The 18635-nt window shown below is 64.4% G+C and carries 15 protein-coding genes, 1 tRNA gene and 1 riboswitch; of the genes, 7 read left to right on the top strand and 9 right to left on the bottom strand.

The window, feature by feature from the left end:
* Positions 1–12 precede the first annotated feature (12 nt).
* The 8 genes from R5N89_RS11455 to ssb form a co-directional block, all read right to left on the bottom strand.
* Positions 13–372 (bottom strand): hypothetical protein, encoded by a 360-nt coding sequence (locus tag R5N89_RS11455; RefSeq protein ID WP_110569422.1) that lies wholly within the window; start codon positions 370–372, stop codon positions 13–15.
* Positions 373–520: 148 nt separating this feature from the next.
* Positions 521–1135, bottom strand: a complete 615-nt coding sequence (gene eda, locus R5N89_RS11450) for a bifunctional 4-hydroxy-2-oxoglutarate aldolase/2-dehydro-3-deoxy-phosphogluconate aldolase (protein ID WP_110569499.1) — start codon at positions 1133–1135, stop codon at positions 521–523.
* A gap of 29 nt (positions 1136–1164) precedes the next feature.
* Positions 1165–3003 (bottom strand): phosphogluconate dehydratase, encoded by a 1839-nt coding sequence (gene edd / locus R5N89_RS11445; protein ID WP_110569421.1) that lies wholly within the window; start codon positions 3001–3003, stop codon positions 1165–1167.
* Between the two features lie 456 nt (positions 3004–3459).
* Positions 3460–3535: transfer RNA gene (locus R5N89_RS11440), tRNA-Lys, on the bottom strand.
* A 166-nt stretch (positions 3536–3701) separates the two neighbouring features.
* Complete coding sequence (locus tag R5N89_RS11435; protein WP_061274494.1) at positions 3702–4193, bottom strand: peptidylprolyl isomerase; 492 nt, start codon at positions 4191–4193, stop codon at positions 3702–3704.
* A 64-nt stretch (positions 4194–4257) separates the two neighbouring features.
* Complete coding sequence (coaD, locus tag R5N89_RS11430; RefSeq protein ID WP_110569498.1) at positions 4258–4767, bottom strand: pantetheine-phosphate adenylyltransferase; 510 nt, start codon at positions 4765–4767, stop codon at positions 4258–4260.
* The gene (gene gyrA, locus R5N89_RS11425; RefSeq protein ID WP_110569420.1) at positions 4760–7537 is read right to left on the bottom strand and encodes a DNA gyrase subunit A; all 2778 of its coding nucleotides are present in this window, start codon (positions 7535–7537) and stop codon (positions 4760–4762) included. Before gyrA ends, coaD begins: the two co-directional genes overlap by 8 nt.
* 161 nt (positions 7538–7698) lie before the next feature.
* Positions 7699–8250, bottom strand: a complete 552-nt coding sequence (gene ssb, locus R5N89_RS11420; RefSeq protein WP_110569419.1) for a single-stranded DNA-binding protein — start codon at positions 8248–8250, stop codon at positions 7699–7701.
* 247 nt (positions 8251–8497) lie between these two features.
* Between ssb and uvrA the strand changes: the two genes are divergently transcribed.
* The 3 genes from uvrA to speE all read left to right on the top strand — a co-directional run bounded on the left by uvrA (position 8498) and on the right by speE (position 13154).
* Positions 8498–11536, top strand: a complete 3039-nt coding sequence (gene uvrA / locus R5N89_RS11415; protein ID WP_110569418.1) for an excinuclease ABC subunit UvrA — start codon at positions 8498–8500, stop codon at positions 11534–11536.
* A 159-nt stretch (positions 11537–11695) separates the two neighbouring features.
* A complete protein-coding gene (gene speD, locus R5N89_RS11410; protein ID WP_110569417.1) occupies positions 11696–12160 on the top strand; it encodes an adenosylmethionine decarboxylase in 465 nt (154 codons plus the stop codon).
* Between the two features lie 133 nt (positions 12161–12293).
* Complete coding sequence (gene speE, locus R5N89_RS11405) at positions 12294–13154, top strand: polyamine aminopropyltransferase (RefSeq protein ID WP_110569416.1); 861 nt, start codon at positions 12294–12296, stop codon at positions 13152–13154.
* A gap of 78 nt (positions 13155–13232) precedes the next feature.
* Here the strand turns inward: speE and R5N89_RS11400 are convergent, their stop codons facing one another.
* Positions 13233–13619: an antibiotic biosynthesis monooxygenase family protein gene (locus R5N89_RS11400; protein ID WP_408887029.1), complete on the bottom strand. Its 387-nt coding sequence runs from the start codon at positions 13617–13619 to the stop codon at positions 13233–13235.
* Positions 13620–13667: 48 nt separating this feature from the next.
* A riboswitch (glycine riboswitch) is annotated at positions 13668–13757 on the top strand.
* 112 nt (positions 13758–13869) lie between these two features.
* On the opposite strand from R5N89_RS11400, the gene R5N89_RS11395 reads away from it, so the two are divergent.
* Genes R5N89_RS11395 through gcvP form a run of 4 tightly spaced genes read left to right on the top strand, consistent with a single transcriptional unit; the run spans position 13870 to position 18479 of the window.
* Positions 13870–14010: a hypothetical protein gene (locus R5N89_RS11395; RefSeq protein ID WP_167400883.1), complete on the top strand. Its 141-nt coding sequence runs from the start codon at positions 13870–13872 to the stop codon at positions 14008–14010.
* Positions 14007–15140, top strand: coding sequence for a glycine cleavage system aminomethyltransferase GcvT (gene gcvT / locus R5N89_RS11390; RefSeq protein ID WP_110569414.1), 1134 nt, complete (start codon positions 14007–14009; stop codon positions 15138–15140). The genes R5N89_RS11395 and gcvT overlap by 4 nt, the downstream gene beginning before the upstream one ends.
* A 48-nt stretch (positions 15141–15188) precedes the next feature.
* Entirely contained in the window at positions 15189–15554 is a 366-nt protein-coding gene (gene gcvH, locus R5N89_RS11385) for a glycine cleavage system protein GcvH (RefSeq protein ID WP_110569413.1), read from the top strand.
* A gap of 30 nt (positions 15555–15584) precedes the next feature.
* Positions 15585–18479 (top strand): aminomethyl-transferring glycine dehydrogenase, encoded by a 2895-nt coding sequence (gene gcvP / locus R5N89_RS11380; protein WP_110569412.1) that lies wholly within the window; start codon positions 15585–15587, stop codon positions 18477–18479.
* Positions 18480–18635 lie beyond the last annotated feature (156 nt).

Here is an 18635-nt window from a genome sequence, read left to right as displayed (position 1 = left end):
GCAGGAGGCGCTTCAGGCCTGGCGGAACTGCCAGCTTCCCAGAAAGTGGTCGAACACCATCTGCACGTCTTCGCGTCTTGCCCAGAACAGTTCGGTATCCATGTTGGCGATCCTGTACAGATCACCGGGGTTGCAGTGGCTGAGCAATGCAACAGACATGATGTAGCTGAAGATATCGAAGGCCTGCGCGCGTGTTGTGGCGTTGTGGCATTTATGGTGGGTGAGGCAGGTGATGGCCTGCTTCAACTCTGCAAACGCGCCTTCATCCCATACCCATTCCTCATGCAGCCTGCCGAGGAAGGAATCATCGCGGAACTGGGAGCTCAAGGGTGCGTTGCGTGCAACGGTTTCTTCCGCCTGTGCCTGATCCATAATGGCTCTGTTCCCTTAAACAACAGGCAGGATATTATGGTGTCATGGCCCGAAAGGCGATGGCCGACACGAATTGGCAGCGGGTATTTAGGTCAGGGAATGCCGCCTTTTCGAGAAAAAAGGCGGCACCCGCAAACTTTTATTTTTATCAGCCCTTAAGGGCTGCGGCCTGCTTTGCGCGTGCCGTAATGGCCGCCACATCCGGCGCACCGGCGGGCACCAGCCACGAGCCACCCACGCACAGCACGGAAGGCAGGCCCAGCCACTCGGCTGCGGTCTCGGCCTTGATGCCGCCGGTGGGGCAGAACCGCGCCTGGCCAAACGGGGCCGAAAGCGCCTTGAGCGCCGGGAGGCCGCCTGCCGCCACGGCGGGGAAGAACTTGAAATGTGTCAGCCCAAGGTCCATCCCGCGCATGATGTCGCTGGCATTGGCCGTGCCGGGCAGCAGTGGCACGTCGCTCGCCCGTGCCGCCTGCGCCACGTTCGTGGTCAGGCCGGGGCTGACAATAAAGCGCGCACCGGCATCGACCGAGCGCTTGAGGTCATCGCCATTGAGCACGGTGCCAGCACCCACGACGGCACCTTCCACCTTCGCCATCTCGGCAATCACTTCCAGCGCGCAGTCGGTGCGCAGGGTCACTTCCAGCGCGCGCAGGCCGCCAGCCACAAGGGCCTCGGCCACCGGGCGGGCATGGGCGGGGTCGTTAATGACCAGCACCGGAATAACCGGGGCAAGGGTCATGATCTCTTCAATGCGGGCCATGTCGGCTCCCTTGTGCAAGGCGTTGGGGTTCACGCGCTCTGTTGTGCCGCCATGTGGTCCATGGAAGCAAGAATGGCCGAGGCCCCCTGCTCGGGCAGGTCCACGTTGTTGCGCATCAGCGCAAACAGTTCGCGCCCGGTGCCAAATTGCGGCGCGGGGGGGCGGGCAGGCGTGCGGTCGGCCAGCACGCCTGCTTCCACCAGTGCCTCGATGCGGCCTGTCTGGGCGCACACGCGCACCACGTCACCATCGCGCAGCAGCGAGAGCGGGCCGCCCACATAGGCTTCCGGCCCGATATGGATGGCGGCGGGCACCTTGCCGCTGGCACCCGACATGCGGCCATCGGTCACGAGCGCGACCTTGTGCCCGCGGTCCTGCAACACCGCCAGGGTCGGGGTGAGCTTGTGCAGTTCGGGCATGCCATTGGCGGCCGGGCCCTGAAAGCGCACGACAACCACCACGTCGCGGTCGAGCTTGCCGTCGCGGAAGGCGGTCAGCACATCTTCCTGGTGGTCGAACACGGCGGCCGGAGCCTCGATGGTCCAGCGCTCGGGGGCGACAGAACTGGTCTTGTAGATGCCGCGCCCCAGATTGCCTTCCATCACCTTCATGCCGCCATCGGCGCGGAAGGGGTTGGCGGGCGCGCGCAGGATGGTCTCGTTGGTGGAGGGACCAGCCTCTTCCCACACCACCTTATCGTCACGCAATTCGGGCTTCTTGCGGTATTCACTGAAGCCGCCATGGGCCACGGTCAGGATATCGGGGTGCAGCAGGCCGGCATCGAGCAGCGAGCCGATCAGGCTGGGCATGCCGCCCACGGCATGGAAGGCGTTCACATCCTCCGACCCGTTGGGGTACACGCGGGTGAGCTGCGGCACGATGGCCGAGAGCTGGTCGAGGTCGGTCCAGTCAATGATGATGCCTGCCGCCCGCGCCATGGCGGGGATATGGATGGCAAGGTTGGTCGACCCACCCGTGGCCAGCAGGCCCACGGCGGCGTTGACAATGGCGCGTTCATCAACACACAGCCCCAGCGGGCGGTAATCCTCACCGCGCGTGCCGATCTCGCTCAGGCGGTGGATGGCGGCACGGGTCAGTTCCTGCCGCAGCTTTGTGTTGGGCGGCACGAAAGAGGAGCCAGGAAGGTGCAGGCCCATCACCTCCATCAGCATCTGGTTGGTGTTGGCCGTGCCATAGAAGGTGCAGGTGCCCGCTGCGTGATAGGACTCGGATTCCGCATCCATCAGCCGGTCCTTGCCCACCTTGCCCTCGGCATAAAGCTGGCGGATGCGCTGCTTCTCGCTATTGGGCAGGCCCGATGGCATGGGGCCAGACGGGATCAGGATGGTGGGCAGGTGGCCAAAGCGCAGCGCGCCCATGAGCAGGCCGGGCACGATCTTGTCGCATATGCCGAGCATGGCCACGCCTTCATACATGCCATGGCTCAGCCCGACAGCGGTGGACAGCGCAATGACATCACGGCTGAACAGCGAGATTTCCATGCCCGACTGGCCCTGCGTCACGCCATCGCACATGGCGGGCGTGCCGCCAGCCACCTGCGCCGTGCCGCCCACCTCACGCGCGAACAGCTTGATCTGGTCGGGGTAGCGACCATAGGGCTGATGGGCGGAGAGCATGTCGTTATAGGCGGTGATGATGCCCACATTCATGCCGCCCGCCGTGCGCAGGCCCGCCTTGTCGCTGCCCGATGCCGCAATGGCGTGGGCCAGGTTGCCGCAGGCCAGGCGCGGGCGGCTGATGCCGTTTTCACGCTCGCGGGCGATCAGGTCCAGATAGGCCCTGCGGGTGCGGGCCGAACGGGCAATGACCCGTTCGGTCACGGCGGTCAGGACAGGGTGCAGGCTCATGGCATCTCACAGACTTTGAAGCACCTGCGCCGGGCTGGGCCGGGGCAGGCTCGCCATCCATTGCACCGGCAACGATAGCGGGAGGGAAAGCGGCCGGAATGTGCGAATATCCTGTGACCGCATGGCGGAAGGCCATTTATTTGCAAAAACGGACCCAGATCAAGACATAAAATTATAAAAAAATAACCAATAAGATAACTTAATTATTAAAGCGAATATAAAACCGCCTGAAAGCGCGCTTTTCCCTGGCCATCATGGCCCAGGGAAGCCCGCGCCTGGCCACGACACATCACCACAGGCCGGGGCGGTCCATGGCGGTTATATCGAGATTTTATGGGAATAATGGCGCAGCACCGCGCGTTCGCGAAAGGATGCACGAACAACAACCGCTCACGCTGCGCAACGGGCAGCGGCAGGGACGCGGAGACCATAAAAAGTAGGAGAGGGGAAGGGGTCTGGTGAGCCGGGTGGGATTCGAACCCACGACCATTCGATTAAAAGTCGAATGCTCTACCGACTGAGCTACCGGCTCACATGACCTGTTCATCAAGGGGCCAGCCAGCCGGTCAGACCGGGGCATGGCGCCTTGGGCAGGTCTCTAAACATCCACGGCGGGAGTGTCAACCTGCGCGTGCCGTTTATGCACGCCCACAGGGGTGCCGGGCGTCGGCAGGGTGCGCCGCCCGGCAGGTGGCCAATCAGGCCTCGGCGTCGGCCGGGCGCATCTTGATGATGCGGTCGGGGTCCTGCACCATGCCGCTCTGGCCCGCGCCGCGCTTGATCTGGTCGATATGGTCCATGCCTTCAATCACCTGGCCCACGATGGTGTACTGGCCATCAAGGTGCGGCGAGGGCTCGAACATGATGAAGAACTGGCTGTTCGCGCTATCGGGGTTCATGGTGCGGGCCATGCCCACCGTGCCGCGCTCGAACTTCGCCTTGTTGGTGAACTCGGCCTTCAGGTCCGGCAGCTTGCTGCCCGAGGTGCCCGTGCCCGTGGGGTCGCCGCCCTGCGCCATGAAGCCATGGATCACGCGGTGGAAAGGCGTGTTGTCGTAAAACCCTTCCGCCGCCAGCGTGCGGATGCGCTCTGCCGCCAGCGGCGCAATGTCGGGACGCAGGCGGATCACCACCCGTCCTGTCTTGAGATCGACGTTGATCAGGTCGGATTTGTTTTCTGTAGCAGACATCGTGATCCGTTTCGTAAATAGGGGTGTGGGAGGGCAGGGCCGCGCGGGGCGCGGTCCCGGCCCGTCAGCCGCGCAGGCGGCTCAGGATGTGCCTGCGCGTAAAGGGAGGGACAAAACCGGAAATGTCCCCATCCAGCTTCGCTATTTCCTTGACCAGCCGCGAGGAGACGTACTGGTGCCCCTCGCGCGCCATGAGGAACAGCGTGTCAATGTCCGGGGCCATGTGCTGGTTCATACCGAACATCTGGTTCTCGTATTCGAAATCCGCAACCGCCCGCAGCCCGCGAATGATTGCATGTGCCCCATGCGTACGCGCCGCATGCACCACCAGCCCCGTAAAACCGACAACGGTAATGGGCATGGCCCGCCCCGCATTGAGCGGGGCGATATCGGTGCGCAGGCACATGATCCGCTCCTCGAGTGGCAGGAGCGGGTGCTTGTCGGGGTTTTCGGCCACCCCGATCACCAGCCGGTCCATCAGCCCCGCAGCCCGTTCGATAATATCCATGTGCCCGCAGGTCACGGGATCGAACGTGCCCGGATAGAACCCGGTGCGGGCGGGGGCCTCAGTCATCGTGGCCTGCATCAGGGGCGGCGTTATCGGTGGCTTCACCGTCCTCGCCTTCCTCGCCATCATCCATCACGGGGAAGACGCTGGTCACCTCTTCCGTATCGTTCAGGCGGAACAGGGTCACACCGCTGGCCTGGCGCGACATGATGCGCACCTGCGCAATTGGCAGGCGGATCAGGCGGCCCGCATCGGTCACCAGCATGACATCCGTGCCTTCCAGCACCGGCAGGGTGGCCACCACCGCGTTGCCGCGCTTGTTGGCCGAGAAGGTCATGTTGTTGATGCCCTGCCCGCCACGCCCGCTCACGCGGTAGTCATAGGCGGAAGACCGGCGACCAAAGCCCGCGTTGCTCACGATCAGCAGCACTTCTTCCGCCGCTTCGAGTTCGGCAAAGCGCTCGGGGGTCAGGGGCAGGTCTTCGGCGGCTTCGCTGTCATCATGTGCAATGACCTCCTCGGCTTCCTCGCCATTGGCAGCCGCTTCAGCGCGGCGGCGGGCATTGGCCATGCGCAGGTAGGCGGCGCGTTCCTCCACCGTGGCCTCGACATGGTTGAGCACGCACAGGCTGTTCACGCTGTCGCCCTCGGCCAGCTTTATGCCGCGCACGCCCGAGCTGCCACGCCCGGCAAACACGCGCAGCGTGTCATCGGTGATCTGGAAGCGGATGCAGCGCGCATTGCGTGTGCCGAGGAACACGTCCTGCCCTTCGCGGCAGGTGGCGACGCCGATCAGGCGGTCGTCCTCATCGAGCTTCATGGCGATCAGGCCGGACGAGCGGATGTTGCGGAAATCGCTCAGCCGGTTGCGCCGCACGCTGCCTGAGGCCGTGGCGAAGACGAGGTGCAGGTTCTCCCACAGCTCCTCATCCTGCGGCAGGGGCAGGACTGCGGTAATCGTATCGCTGCCCAGGTCGGGCAGCAGGTTGACCAGCGCACGGCCCTTGGCGGTGGGGCTGGCCTCGGGCAGGCGCCAGACCTTCTCGCGGTAGGCCTTGCCGCCCGATGAGAAGAACAGAACCCACTGGTGCGTATGCGCGTTGAACGAGCGGACGATGATGTCATCACCCCGGCGCCCTGCCGCCGTGCGGCCACGGCCTCCGCGGTTCTGGGCGCGGAACACATCAAGCGGCGTGCGCTTGATGAAGCCCTCGCGCGTGATGGTGACAACCATCTGGCCGGGTTCGATCAGGCTTTCATCGGTCTGGTCGCCAGCGTAATCGGCAATGTCGGTGGCGCGCGGGGTGGCGAGTTCGGCGCGGATGGTGGCGAGTTCCGTGCACATCACCTCCATGCGGCGCGGGCGGCTGGCGATGATCTCCAGCAGCTCGTTGATCTTGACCGCCACTTCCGAGAGTTCGCTCTGGATCTTGTCGCGTTCCAGCCCGGTCAGGCGTTGCAGGCGCAGCTCAAGGATGCCACGGGCCTGCGCCTCGGTCAGGTGCACCCTGCCGTCCACGATGACATTGCCTTCATCGTGGATGAGTTCGAGCAGGGGGGCCACGTCGGCCGCATCCCATGCGCGCGCCATCAGGGCGGCGCGGGCGGCGGCCGTGTCGGGGGCCGAGCGGATCAGCGCGATCACGGCATCGATGTTGGCGACTGCAATGACCAGGCCGACCAGCAGATGGGCGCGGTCGCGGGCCTTGTTGAGGTCAAAGCGCGCGCGGCGCAGGATCACGTCCTCGCGGAAGCGGATGAACGCTTCGAGCACGTCCTTCAGCCCCATCAGGCGCGGCTGGCCGCCATCAAGGGCCAGCATATTCACGCCAAACGAGGTCTGGAGCTGCGTGAAGCGGTAGAGCTGGTTGAGCACCACCTCCGGCGTCGCCTCGCGCTTGATCTCGATAACGATGCGCATGCCCGAGCGGTCGCTCTCGTCGCGGATGTCGGAAATGCCTTCCACCTGCTTGGTGCGCACGAGGTCCGCAATGCGCTCCTGCAACGTGGCCTTGTTCACCTGGTATGGAATCTCGGTGACGATGATGGCCTTGCGGTCCTTGCGGATCTCCTCGATCTCGGCCTTCGCACGGATGATGACCGAGCCGCGCCCGGTCTCGAACGCGCTGCGGATGCCTGCGCGGCCCAGAATGGTGCCCCCGGTGGGGAAGTCGGGACCGGGAACGTATTCAAGCAGGTCATCGAGCGTCATGTCCGGGCGGGCAATGAGCGCCAGCGTCGCATCGATGATCTCGGTGGGGTTGTGCGGCGGAATGTTGGTGGCCATGCCCACCGCGATGCCCGATGCGCCATTGACCAGCAGGTTGGGGAAGGCGGCAGGCAGGATCTTGGGTTCCTGCTCGCTTTCATCATAGTTGGGCTGGAAATCGACGGTATCGCGGTCGATGTCATCAAGCAGGAAGGCGGCGGCCTTGGCCAGGCGGGCCTCGGTATAACGCATGGCGGCAGGCGAATCGCCATCCACCGAGCCGAAATTGCCCTGCCCGTCGATCAGTTTCACCCGCATCGACCACGACTGCGCCATGCGCACCATGGCGTCATAGATCGAGGAGTCGCCATGCGGATGGTATTTACCCATCACGTCACCCACCGCGCGGGCGGATTTGCGGTAGGGCTTGTCGTGTGTGAACCCGCTCTCGCGCATGGAATACAGGATGCGGCGATGGACCGGCTTCAGCCCGTCGCGCACATCGGGCAACGCGCGGCTGACAATGACGGACATGGCATAGGCCAGGTAGGAGGAGCGCATTTCCTCCTCGATCGTGACCGGCAGCATGTCGGACGGGGGCAGGGAATCGTCGGGTATCTCGGTCAAGGCAGTTCCGTCATGTCAGTCAGGGTTATCCCCCCATGGCCATGCGGGCACGGGGTGGAACGGAAGGCAGGCATGGCGCGGTTGGCAGCCATCATATCCCTGCGTCTCTCATAGCACGGCTTGCCCCCCGGCGCGAAGCGCCGCGCAGGGGGCAGGGCGGCTCAGAACGGAATTTCGTCGTCCAGATCGCTGCCACCGGCGGGTGCATCCCATCCGCCGCCGCCACCACCGCCGCTACCACCGGCAGGGCGCTCGTTGCGCTGGGGCTGGCTGCGCGCGGGCGCGCTATAGCCGCCACCGCCACCGCCACCACCGCCGTAGCCGCCGCCCATGTCATCGCCGCCGCCCGAATCACCGCCGCGATTGCTGTCAAGCAGCACCAGTTCGCCACGGAAGCGGTCGATCACCACCTCGGTGGTGTAGCGGTCCTGGCCGCTCTGGTCGGTCCATTTGCGTGTCTGCAGCGTACCTTCGAGGTAGACCTTGCGGCCCTTGCGCAAAAAGCGCTCGGCCACGTCGCCGAGGCGCTCGTTGAAGATCACGACCCGGTGCCATTCGGTGCGCTCGCGCCGCTCGCCTGAGGCGCGGTCATTCCATGTATCGCTCGTGGCCAGGGTGAGCGAGACGATCTTCGCCCCGCTCTGGCTGTTCCGCACTTCGGGGTCCTTGCCCAGATTGCCGACCAGAATGACCTTGTTGACGCTGCCCGCCATATGCTGTCCTTCGAATATGGGTCCGGCGGATCGTGGCCTGCTGGCCCCGCCGGTTGCCACGCTGGCTGCCCGTGGGCCGCCGTGGTGAATAGAGGTGCGGCGATCTTAAAGGATCATCGTATAAAATGCGAGCGTGCGTCATGATGGCATGACCCTTGTCCGAATGGACCGGCGGGACCAGATATGACAGGGCCGGATATCGCGGCCAGCATCCGCACCCCTTACGGGATCGGAACAGGGAGAGTTCATGAGCGTTTCTTCGCGTCCGGGGCAGGTTCCGGCGGGTCAGCATGTCAGCCAGCAGTCCATTCGCGTGCGCGGTGCCCGCGCGCATAACCTTAAAAATGTCGATGTGGACATTCCGCGTGATGCGCTGACGGTCATGACCGGGCTGTCCGGCTCGGGCAAGTCGTCGCTGGCGTTCGATACGGTCTATGCCGAGGGCCAGCGCCGTTATGTCGAGAGCCTCTCGGCCTATGCGCGGCAGTTCCTTGAACTGATGGGCAAGCCCGACGTCGATTCGATCGAGGGGCTGTCCCCCGCCATTTCCATCGAGCAGAAGACCACATCCAAAAATCCCCGCTCGACCGTTGGCACGGTTACCGAGGTGCATGACTACATGCGCCTGCTCTGGGCGCGGGCAGGCGTGCCGTATTCGCCCGCCACCGGCCTGCCGATCGAGGCGCAGACCATCAGCCAGATGGTCGACCGCGTCATGGCCATGCCCGAGGGCACGCGGCTGATGCTGCTCGCCCCGGTGCTGCGCGACCGCAAGGGCGAGTGCAAGAAGGAACTGGCCGACCTGCAGCGCAAGGGCTTCACCCGCGCCAAGGTGGACGGCACGCTCTACACCATTGACGAGGTGCCCGAACTCAACCGCCGCCTGCGCCACACGGTCGAGGCCGTGGTGGACCGCATCGTGGTCAAGGAAGGCATTGAAAGCCGCCTGGCCGACAGTTTCGAGACAGCCCTCGGCCTGTCCGACGGGCTGGTCTATGCGGAAGAGGTGGTGAAGGGCGCGAAAGAAGATGAGGAAGCCCCGCGCACGGTGTTCTCCTCACGCTTCGCCTGCCCGGTCAGCGGCTTTACGCTTGAGGAAGTCGAGCCGCGCTTGTTCTCCTTCAACGCCCCGCAGGGCGCATGCCCGGCCTGTGATGGCATCGGGCAGGAGACCTTTTTCGACCCGCGCCTGATCGTGCCCGACGAATCGCTCTCGCTTGCCGCGGGCGCAATCGCCCCGTGGCGCAACAGCCAGAGCCCGTATTACACCCAGACACTGGCCTCCATTGCCAAACATTATGGCGTGTCGATGGATACCCCGTGGGAGGACCTGCCCGAGGGCGTGCGCGACGTGATCCTTGAAGGGGGGAAAGACCCCATCGAGTTCACCTACCGCGACGACCGCCGCGCCTACAGCCTGACCAAGCCGTTCGAGGGCGTGGTGACAAACCTGCGCCGCCGCATGGCCGAGAGCGACAGCGTATGGGTGCGCGAGGAACTCTCGCGCTACCAGTCCGAGAAGCCCTGCCATGTGTGCGATGGCGCGCGCCTGCGGCCCGAGGCGCTCTCGGTAAAAGTGGCGGGGCTGAACATCGCCCAGGCATCCGACATGCCCATCAGCAGGGCGCTGGAATGGTTTGGCACGGTGGAGGCGACACTCACGCCCCAGCGCGCCGAGATCGCGCGGCGCATCTTGCGCGAGATCCTCGACCGGCTGCGCTTTCTTGATGACGTGGGGCTGGACTACCTGACCCTGTCACGCGGGTCGGCCACGCTTTCGGGCGGGGAGAGCCAGCGCATCCGGCTGGCCAGCCAGATCGGCTCGGGGCTGACGGGCGTGCTGTATGTGCTCGATGAACCCTCCATCGGCCTGCACCAGCGCGATAACGAGCGCCTGCTCGGCACGCTCGACCGGCTGAAAAAGCTGGGCAACACGCTCATCGTCGTCGAGCATGACGAGGACGCCATCCGTGCTGCGGACTGGCTGATCGACATGGGGCCGGGCGCGGGCGTGAATGGTGGCAACATCGTCGCCGCCGGCACCCCGCAGGAAGTCGCAGCAAACCCGGACAGCCTGACCGGGGCGTATCTTTCAGGGCGCAAATGCATTCCCGTGCCCGCAAAGCGCCGCAAGATTGACCCCAGGCGCGAACTGGTGCTGCGCGGAGCCACGGGCAACAACCTCAAGGACGTGACCGCGAAGTTCCCCTTGGGCACCTTCACCTGCGTTACCGGGGTCTCGGGTGGCGGTAAGTCCACGCTGGTGATCGACACGCTGTACAAGGCCCTGTCACGCAAGCTGATGGGCTCGGGGCAGAACCCGGCCCCTTATGCCAGCATCGACGGGCTGGACCAGCTCGACAAGATCATCGACATCGACCAGTCGCCCATCGGGCGCACGCCGCGCTCCAACCCGGCCACCTATACCGACCTGTTCGGCCCCATCCGCGACTGGTTTGCCGAACTGCCCGAGAGCAAGGCGCGCGGCTACAAGCCGGGCCGCTTCTCGTTCAACGTAAAAGGCGGCCGGTGCGAGGCGTGTCAGGGTGATGGCGTGCTCAAGATCGAGATGCACTTCCTGCCCGATGTGTTTGTCACGTGTGATACCTGCAAGGGGGCCCGCTACAACCGCGAGACGCTGGACGTGAAGTTCCGCGGCAAGTCGATAGCCGACGTGCTGGCCATGTCGGTTGATGAGGCGCTGCCCTATTTCTCCGCCGTGCCACGCATCCGCGACCGGCTGGCCATATTGCAGAAGGTGGGGCTGGGCTACGTTGCCCTTGGCCAGCAGGCCACAACCCTTTCGGGTGGCGAGGCGCAGCGCGTCAAGCTGTCGAAGGAGCTGGCGCGCCGGGCCACGGGCCGCACGCTCTACATTCTCGATGAACCCACCACAGGCCTGCACACCGAGGACGTGCGCAAGCTGCTCGAGGTGCTGCACGCGCTCGTGGACCAGGGCAACACGGTGGTGGTGATCGAGCATAACCTCGAGGTGATCAAGACCGCCGACTGGGTGATCGACATGGGGCCGGAGGGCGGCGATGGCGGTGGCCGCATCGTGGCCTGCGGCACACCCGAGCAGGTTGCGGCCACCCCCGAGAGCCATACCGGGCGATTCCTGCGCCCGCTGCTCGAGCACAGGCCACTGGTGCCGGTGGAAGAGCCGCCCGCGCCAGTGCGCAAGCCGCGCGGCAAAAAAGCCACAGTGGCATCGGACGCCAAAACGCCCGAAAGCCCGAAAAAGAAAGAAAAACCGGCAAAAGCGAAGCGTAAACCGGCAAAATAGACACCGCTTTGCGCGGATGGTTGCGGGGTGGGTGCAAAAAACTTTTCGCAGGCTGCGAAAAACACTTGCACCCCAAGGCCCGCAGGCCCTATCAGCGCCTCTCTTGGCCCAAGGGGGCAATTCTGCCCAACAGGCTGTCTACTGGTTTGGGGGTACGTGATGAACGCACTTGCTCAACTGGGGATGGTCTCGGAACACCCGAGCGATAACCAGATCTCTTCAGCGCCGTTTTCGTCCGAGGACGACCGGAAGGATTATTTCGTCGAGAAAGACGGAATGAAGTTTGCGGGAACGCACCTTCTTGTCGATCTGTGGGATGCCCGGAATCTCGATGATCCGGAACAGATCGACCGTACCCTATGTGATGCCGCCATCACGGCGGGGGCGACGATCCTGCACAGCCACTTCCATCACTTCACGCCCAATGGCGGCGTGTCGGGCGTGGTCGTGCTGGCGGAAAGTCATATCTCGATCCACACATGGCCCGAGCGCAACTTTGCCGCCGTGGATATTTTCATGTGTGGGGCGTGCGATCCGCACCTTGCCATTCCGGTCATGCAGCGCCTGTTCCAGGCGGGCCGGATCGAGGTGGACGAACAGCGGCGTGGGCGCGTGCAGCTTTAAGTGGCTGTGGCCGGGGTGGCGCGTTTATGCGCCCTGGCATGCTTTCAGTAAATCAAAGTCGAAGTGGCGGGCCGGATGTATTTCCGGCCCGTGCTTTTTCATGTGCACGATTAGGACGTAAAGGGGGTTTTTCATGTCCCGTGAGTGGATCAGCGAAGGCCTGTATGAAGGCTGGCGGCAGGAACTGAGCGTGGATAGGCTGCTGGCACGCACCAAAAGCCAGTTTCAGGACATTGCGGTGTTCGAAAATGTCGATCTTGGCCGGGTGCTGATGCTTGATGGCGTGGTCCAGATCACGGAACGCGACGAATTCGTCTATCAGGAAATGCTGACCCACGTGCCGCTGCTCGAGCATGGCGATGCGAAGCGCGTGCTGATCATTGGCGCGGGCGATGGCGGCGTGCTGCGCCGCGTGCTCGAGCACAGCACGGTGGAAAAGGCCGTGATGGTCGAGATCGATGGCGAGGTCATCGACCTGTCCAAGAAGTTCCTGCCCGCCATTGCGGGCGATGCGTGGAACGACCCCCGCGCCGAGGTGATCGTGGGCGATGGCATCGAATACGTGACCAACGCGCCCGATGGGTCGTTTGATGTCATCATCGTCGACAGCACCGACCCGATTGGCGTGGGCGAGGTGCTGTTTACCGATTCGTTCTACAGCCACTGCGCGCGCATCCTCACGGCCAACGGCATTATCGTGAACCAGTGCGGCGTGCCGTTCATGCAGGCTGATGAACTGCGCGACACCAGTGCGCGGCGCGCGCAGTTCTTCGATCACGTCTCGGCCTATGTCGCTGCCGTGCCGACCTATGTGGGCGGGTTCATGACGCTGGGTGTTGCCGCCAAGGGCACGGTGCCGGGCCGGCAGTCCGCTGACGTGATCCGCGCGCGCGCCGGGAAGGCGGGCATTGCGAACACGCGCTACTGGACGCCGGAGATGCATGTCGCCTCCTTCGTCCTGCCGCCCTATATCGCGCAGAACCTGCCGCGCTGAGCATATGGCGTAGATTAAAAAAAGGCCGGAGGGGTGCGTCCCCTCCGGCCTTTTTTTGTGGCGCCGTCAGGCTGGTAATCAGGCCCGGGGCGCGATGCGCGCGGTCTTGCGCAGGCTGACGAGGTCCGCGCCCAGTTCCTTCACGGCCACTTCAAAGACCTTGAAATGCGGCGTGGCGAGATGGGCCTCGAACGCGGCTTCATCATCATAGACTTCCACCAGGATGATGGTCTGCGGGTCATCGAGCGGGCAGACGGCCTCAAAGCGCTGGCAGCCGCTTTCATCCGCCACGGAATGGGCGCTGTCATAGGCGCAGAGCTCGAGGAAGTGGTCACGGTGCTCGGCGGGAATGCGGAATTCGGCCACGATGGTCAGCGGGCTGGTCATGAAGGGGTCATCCTTTTTTACGTTACAGGCCCAGAACGTAATGCCTGCGGTGGGCGGTGTCATGGTGTGCACAACCATGGCGCATTTTCATGGATTGACTTGGCGCATCCGGTCATGTCAAGTCAGCTCTGTCGACACGGGAGAGACTGGCCCCGCGCCAGCGCCGAAGGAGCAACCGCCCCGGAAACTCTCAGGCCAAAGGACCGGTCGGCCAAGACTTCTGGAAAGAGGTGTCCGTAACCCGGATGCCCGCCGACGGGATAGCGATCTCAGGCACATGCGACAGAAGGGGCACTTGGAATCCATCAGGATTCGACAGGAGTCCCGCATGTCTACGCCGTTCGTTACCGTGTTCTCCGCATTTTCCCCGACCTGTTCCGCTGGCGCGTTTCGTGCCCGCCCGTCCGCGTGCCTGGCATGCGGGGCCGCGCGCGCGCCTGCGGACCCGCACAAGGCCCAGCCCGCATGACCCAGCCCCTGCTGCGCACCCCGCTTTACGACCTTCATATCGAACTCGGCGCCCGCATGGTGCCCTTCGCAGGCTATGACATGCCGGTGCAGTACCCCGCAGGCGTCATGGCCGAGCACCTGCACACGCGGGGCAAGGCGGGGCTGTTCGATGTCTCGCATATGGGGCAGGTGCGTATCCGCCCGCGCTCGGGCAACATCGCCGATGCGGCGGCAGCGCTCGAGGCGCTGGTGCCGGCCGATATTAAAGCGCTCAAGCCCGGCCGCCAGCGCTACGCCGTGTTCACCACCAATGATGGCGGCATCAGCGATGACCTGATGGTGACCAACATGGGCGACTGGCTGCTGCTCGTGGTCAATGCCGCGTGCAAGGATGCCGATTTTGCCCATGTGCATGAAGCTCTGACCGAAACCTGCACCGTCGAGCGGCTCGATGGCCGCGCGCTGATCGCGCTGCAGGGCCCCGCAGCCGAGGCGGCACTCGCCGCGCTCAATCCGGCTGCCACCGCCATGCGCTTCATGGATGTGGCCGAGATGGACCTTGCGGGCGTGAACTGCATCGTTTCGCGCTCGGGCTATACCGGCGAGGATGGCTACGAGATCGGCATGGGCAATGAGGGGGCCGAAACCGTGGCCCGCGCCCTGCTGGCCCAGCCCGATGTGGCGCCCGCGGGCCTTGGCGCGCGTGACAGCCTGCGGCTTGAAGCGGGCCTGTGCCTGTATGGCGCGGATATCGACCTGACCACCACCCCGGTGGAAGGCGCGCTTGAATGGTCCATCCAGAAAAGCCGCAGGCCCGGTGGCGCGCGCGCGGGCGGCTACCCCGGCGCGCAGGTCGTGGCCGACCAGTTGGCCGATGGCACGACGCGGCGGCGTGTGGGCCTGCGCGCCGAAGGCCGCGCCCCGGTGCGCGGTGGTGTGGCGCTGTTTGCCGATGAGGCGGGCGAGGTGCCTGCGGGCCGTGTCACGTCAGGCGCGTTTGGCCCCAGCGTGGGCGGCCCGGTGGCCATGGGCTATGTGGCAACTGACCTTGCGGGCGTGGGCACGCGGCTGTTCGCCAGCGTGCGCGGGCGGCTGCTGCCTGTGTCGGTCGTGGCGCTGCCTTTCGTGGCGGCTACGTTCAGGCGCTGATTTTTCGCTGTTTTTTTCAAACCCATATTCATCAAGGAAGCACGGACAATGACCGTCTATTACACCAAGGAACATGAGTGGCTGCGCGTTGAAGGCAATGTGGCCGTTGTCGGCATCACGGCGCATGCGGCCAACGAACTCGGCGAAATCGTGTTTTCCGAAGCCCGCGACCCCGGCACCACCGTGGAGCAGGGCGATAGCGTAGCGGTGGTCGAATCCGTCAAGGCGGCATCCGACATCTATGCCCCCGTCACGGGCGACGTGCTGGCCTTCAATGACGCGCTCACCGATGACGCGGCCCTCATCAACCGCGACCCCGAGGGCGAAGGCTGGATCGTGCGCATGACCATTGCGGACGCCACCCAGCTTGAAGGCCTGATGGACCACGCCACCTACACCGCGCTGGTTGGCTGATTTTTCCCTCGTTCCCACCTTTGACGGAGTATGCTGGCCGTGACGTCTTCTTCCTGCGGTTCTTCTTCCCTGTGGCAAGATACGGGCGATGATGCCGGGGCGTTCTGCGCCCGGCATGTTGGCCCCGATGCAAATGACGTGGCGGCCATGCTGCGCGTGGTGGGCGCGGATACGCTCGACATCCTGATGGCCCAGACCGTGCCCGGTTCCATCCGCCTTGATGGCGCGATGGGTCTTGGCGCTGGCGTGCCCGAGCATGTGGCGCTGGCCCGGCTGCGCGGCATCGCAAGCGAGAACCGGGTGCTGACCTCGCTGATCGGCCAGGGCTATTACGACACCATCCTGCCCGGCGTGATCCAGCGCAACGTGCTGGAGAACCCGGCCTGGTACACCGCCTATACGCCCTATCAGCCCGAGATCAGCCAGGGGCGGCTTGAAGCGCTGCTCAATTTCCAGACGCTGGTGATCGAACTGACCGGGCTGGACGTGGCCAACGCCTCGCTGCTCGATGAAGGCACCGCCGCCGCCGAGGCCATGGCCATGGCCCGCCGCGTGGCCAAAAGCAAGGCCAGCGCCTTCTTTGTCGATGCCGGCTGCCACCCGCAGACCATCGCCGTCATCCGTACCCGCGCCGAGCCGCTGGGCTGGCAGGTGGTGGTGGGTGATCCCGCCACCGACCTTGATGCGCAGGCGGTATTTGGCGCGGTGTTCCAGTATCCCGGTTCGACAGGTGAAGTTCGTGACCCGCGCGCGTGGATTGAAAAGCTGCACGCGGCCGGCGCTATCGCCACGCTGTGCGCCGACCCGCTGGCGCTGATGCTGCTGCAAAGCCCCGGCGCACTGGGGGCCGATATTGCAGTCGGCTCCATGCAGCGCTACGGCATGCCCATGGGGGCTGGTGGCCCGCATGCGGCCTATATGGCGGTGCGCGATGCCTTCCGCCGCAACATTCCCGGCCGCATCGTGGGCGTGTCGATTGATGCACGCGGCAAGCCTGCCTACCGTCTGGCACTCCAGACGCGCGAGCAGCATATCCGCCGCGAGAAGGCGACCTCGAACATCTGCACGGCCCAGGCGCTGCCAGCCATCGTGTCGTCCATGTACGCGCTGTATCATGGGCCGGTCGGGCTGAAGGCCATTGCCACGCGCATCCACAAACTCGCCACCATCCTTGCCGCTGGCCTGCGTGCGCTTGGCGCCGAGGTGGTAACGCAGGCATTCTTTGATACCGTAACGCTCAACACCGGCGCGGAAACGGATGCGGTCATGGCGCGGGCGCTCGATGCGGGTATGAACCTGCGCCGGGTCGATGCAGCGCATGTGGGCATCAGCCTTGATGAGACCACGACACCCGATACGGTGCGTGCGCTATGGGCCTGCGTGAGTGGCGATGCGGCGCGCGCCGCGCAGGTCGAGGCCGGACTTGCCACCCCGGGCAGCGCCATTCCCGCAAGCCTAGTGCGCACGGGTGAACTTCTGGCCCAGCCGATCTTCTCGGCCTGTCAGTCGGAAACCGACATGCTGCGCTACATGCGCCGCCTGGCCGATCGTGACCTGGCGCTTGACCGCTCCATGATTCCGCTGGGCTCGTGCACCATGAAGCTCAACGCCACGGCGGAGATGCTGCCGATCACGTGGCCCGAATTCTGCAACATCCATCCCTTTGCGCCAGCGGACCAGACGCGTGGTTATGCCCGGCTGTTCACCGATCTTGAGCGCATGCTGTGCCAGATCAGCGGCTATGCGGCGGTGTCGCTCCAGCCCAATTCTGGTGCGCAGGGCGAGTTCGCGGGGCTGATGGCCATTCGTGGCTACCACCGCGCGCGTGGTGACATGGCGCGTGACGTGTGCCTCATCCCGGCCTCGGCGCATGGCACCAACCCGGCCTCGGCCCAGATGGCGGGCATGAAGGTAGTGGTGGTGGCGTGCGACAGCCACGGCAATGTTGATATCGCGGACCTGAAGGCCAAGATTGCAAAACATGCCGATGCGCTGGCCGCGATCATGATTACCTATCCATCCACGCATGGCGTGTTCGAGGAGAACGTGCGCGAGATCTGTGACCTCGTGCATGCGGCAGGCGGGCAGGTTTACGTGGATGGCGCGAACCTCAACGCGCAGGTGGGCCTTGCGCAGCCGGGCATGTATGGCGGCGATGTCAGTCACTTCAACCTGCACAAGACCTTCTGCATCCCTCATGGGGGCGGTGGCCCCGGCATGGGGCCGATTGGGGTGGGCGCGCATCTCGCACCCTACCTGCCGGGTGCGCCACAGAATGGCGAGGCCAATGCCATTTCGGCAGCGCCCTTTGGCTCGGCCGATGTGCTGCCCATTTCGTGGATGTACATGGTCATGATGGGCGATGCGGGGCTGAAACGCGCTACCGAGGTCGCGATCCTGAACTCCAATTACATCGCTAGCCGCCTGTCCGGTCACTACCCGGTGCTGTATCAGGGTGCGAATGGCCGCGTGGCGCATGAATGCATTATCGACCTGCGCCCGCTCAAGGACGAGACGGGGGTTACGGTCGATGACATTGCCAAGCGGCTGGTTGACCACGGCTTTCATGCGCCTACGGTCAGCTTTCCGGTTGCAGGCACGTTCATGATCGAGCCGACCGAGTCCGAAAGCCGGGCCGAACTGGACCGGTTCTGTGATGCGATGATTGCCATCCGCAAGGAAATCAGCGCGGTTGCCGCAGGCGAACTGACCATTGAGGAAAGCCCCCTGCGCCACGCGCCGCACACCGTGCGCGACCTGACCGACCCCGACTGGGCGCGCGCCTATGACCGCGCGAGCGCCTGCCTGCCCGGCGGGGTGCATCCGGCGAGCAAATACTGGTCGCCCGTCAACCGGCTGGACAATGCCTATGGTGATCGCAACCTTGTGTGCTCCTGCCCTGACATGAGCACTTACGAGGCCTGAGGGGCGGATTTGCAAGAACGGTAAACGTTTCCGGGTGCCGCCTTTTTTTCAAAAAGGCGGCATTTTTTTGCTTTTTGAAAAAAGCTTCACCAAAAACATCCTTATGTTTTCAAGATGTTTCCTGAATTGCCTTTTCAGGTAACCTCTGCGGGGCTG

Source organism: Komagataeibacter sucrofermentans DSM 15973, assembly GCF_040581405.1.
Classification (GTDB): Bacteria; Pseudomonadota; Alphaproteobacteria; order Acetobacterales; family Acetobacteraceae; genus Komagataeibacter; species Komagataeibacter sucrofermentans.
Note: the sequence above shows the minus strand (reverse complement) of the source record. Positions and strands in the feature narration are given on the sequence as shown.

Coding starts and splice junctions, on each gene's coding strand:
- gcvT (WP_110569414.1), top strand. CDS start 14,007: ATGACCCAGCCCCTGCTGCGCACCCCGCTTTACGACCTTCATATCGAA.
- R5N89_RS11435 (WP_061274494.1), bottom strand. CDS start 4,193: ATGTCTGCTACAGAAAACAAATCCGACCTGATCAACGTCGATCTCAAG.
- R5N89_RS11395 (WP_167400883.1), top strand. CDS start 13,870: ATGTCTACGCCGTTCGTTACCGTGTTCTCCGCATTTTCCCCGACCTGT.
- uvrA (WP_110569418.1), top strand. CDS start 8,498: ATGAGCGTTTCTTCGCGTCCGGGGCAGGTTCCGGCGGGTCAGCATGTC.
- edd (WP_110569421.1), bottom strand. CDS start 3,003: ATGAGCCTGCACCCTGTCCTGACCGCCGTGACCGAACGGGTCATTGCC.
- gcvP (WP_110569412.1), top strand. CDS start 15,585: ATGCTGGCCGTGACGTCTTCTTCCTGCGGTTCTTCTTCCCTGTGGCAA.
- ssb (WP_110569419.1), bottom strand. CDS start 8,250: ATGGCGGGCAGCGTCAACAAGGTCATTCTGGTCGGCAATCTGGGCAAG.
- R5N89_RS11400 (WP_408887029.1), bottom strand. CDS start 13,619: ATGGTTGTGCACACCATGACACCGCCCACCGCAGGCATTACGTTCTGG.
- eda (WP_110569499.1), bottom strand. CDS start 1,135: ATGGCCCGCATTGAAGAGATCATGACCCTTGCCCCGGTTATTCCGGTG.
- gcvH (WP_110569413.1), top strand. CDS start 15,189: ATGACCGTCTATTACACCAAGGAACATGAGTGGCTGCGCGTTGAAGGC.
- speD (WP_110569417.1), top strand. CDS start 11,696: ATGAACGCACTTGCTCAACTGGGGATGGTCTCGGAACACCCGAGCGAT.
- coaD (WP_110569498.1), bottom strand. CDS start 4,767: ATGACTGAGGCCCCCGCCCGCACCGGGTTCTATCCGGGCACGTTCGAT.
- speE (WP_110569416.1), top strand. CDS start 12,294: ATGTCCCGTGAGTGGATCAGCGAAGGCCTGTATGAAGGCTGGCGGCAG.
- R5N89_RS11455 (WP_110569422.1), bottom strand. CDS start 372: ATGGATCAGGCACAGGCGGAAGAAACCGTTGCACGCAACGCACCCTTG.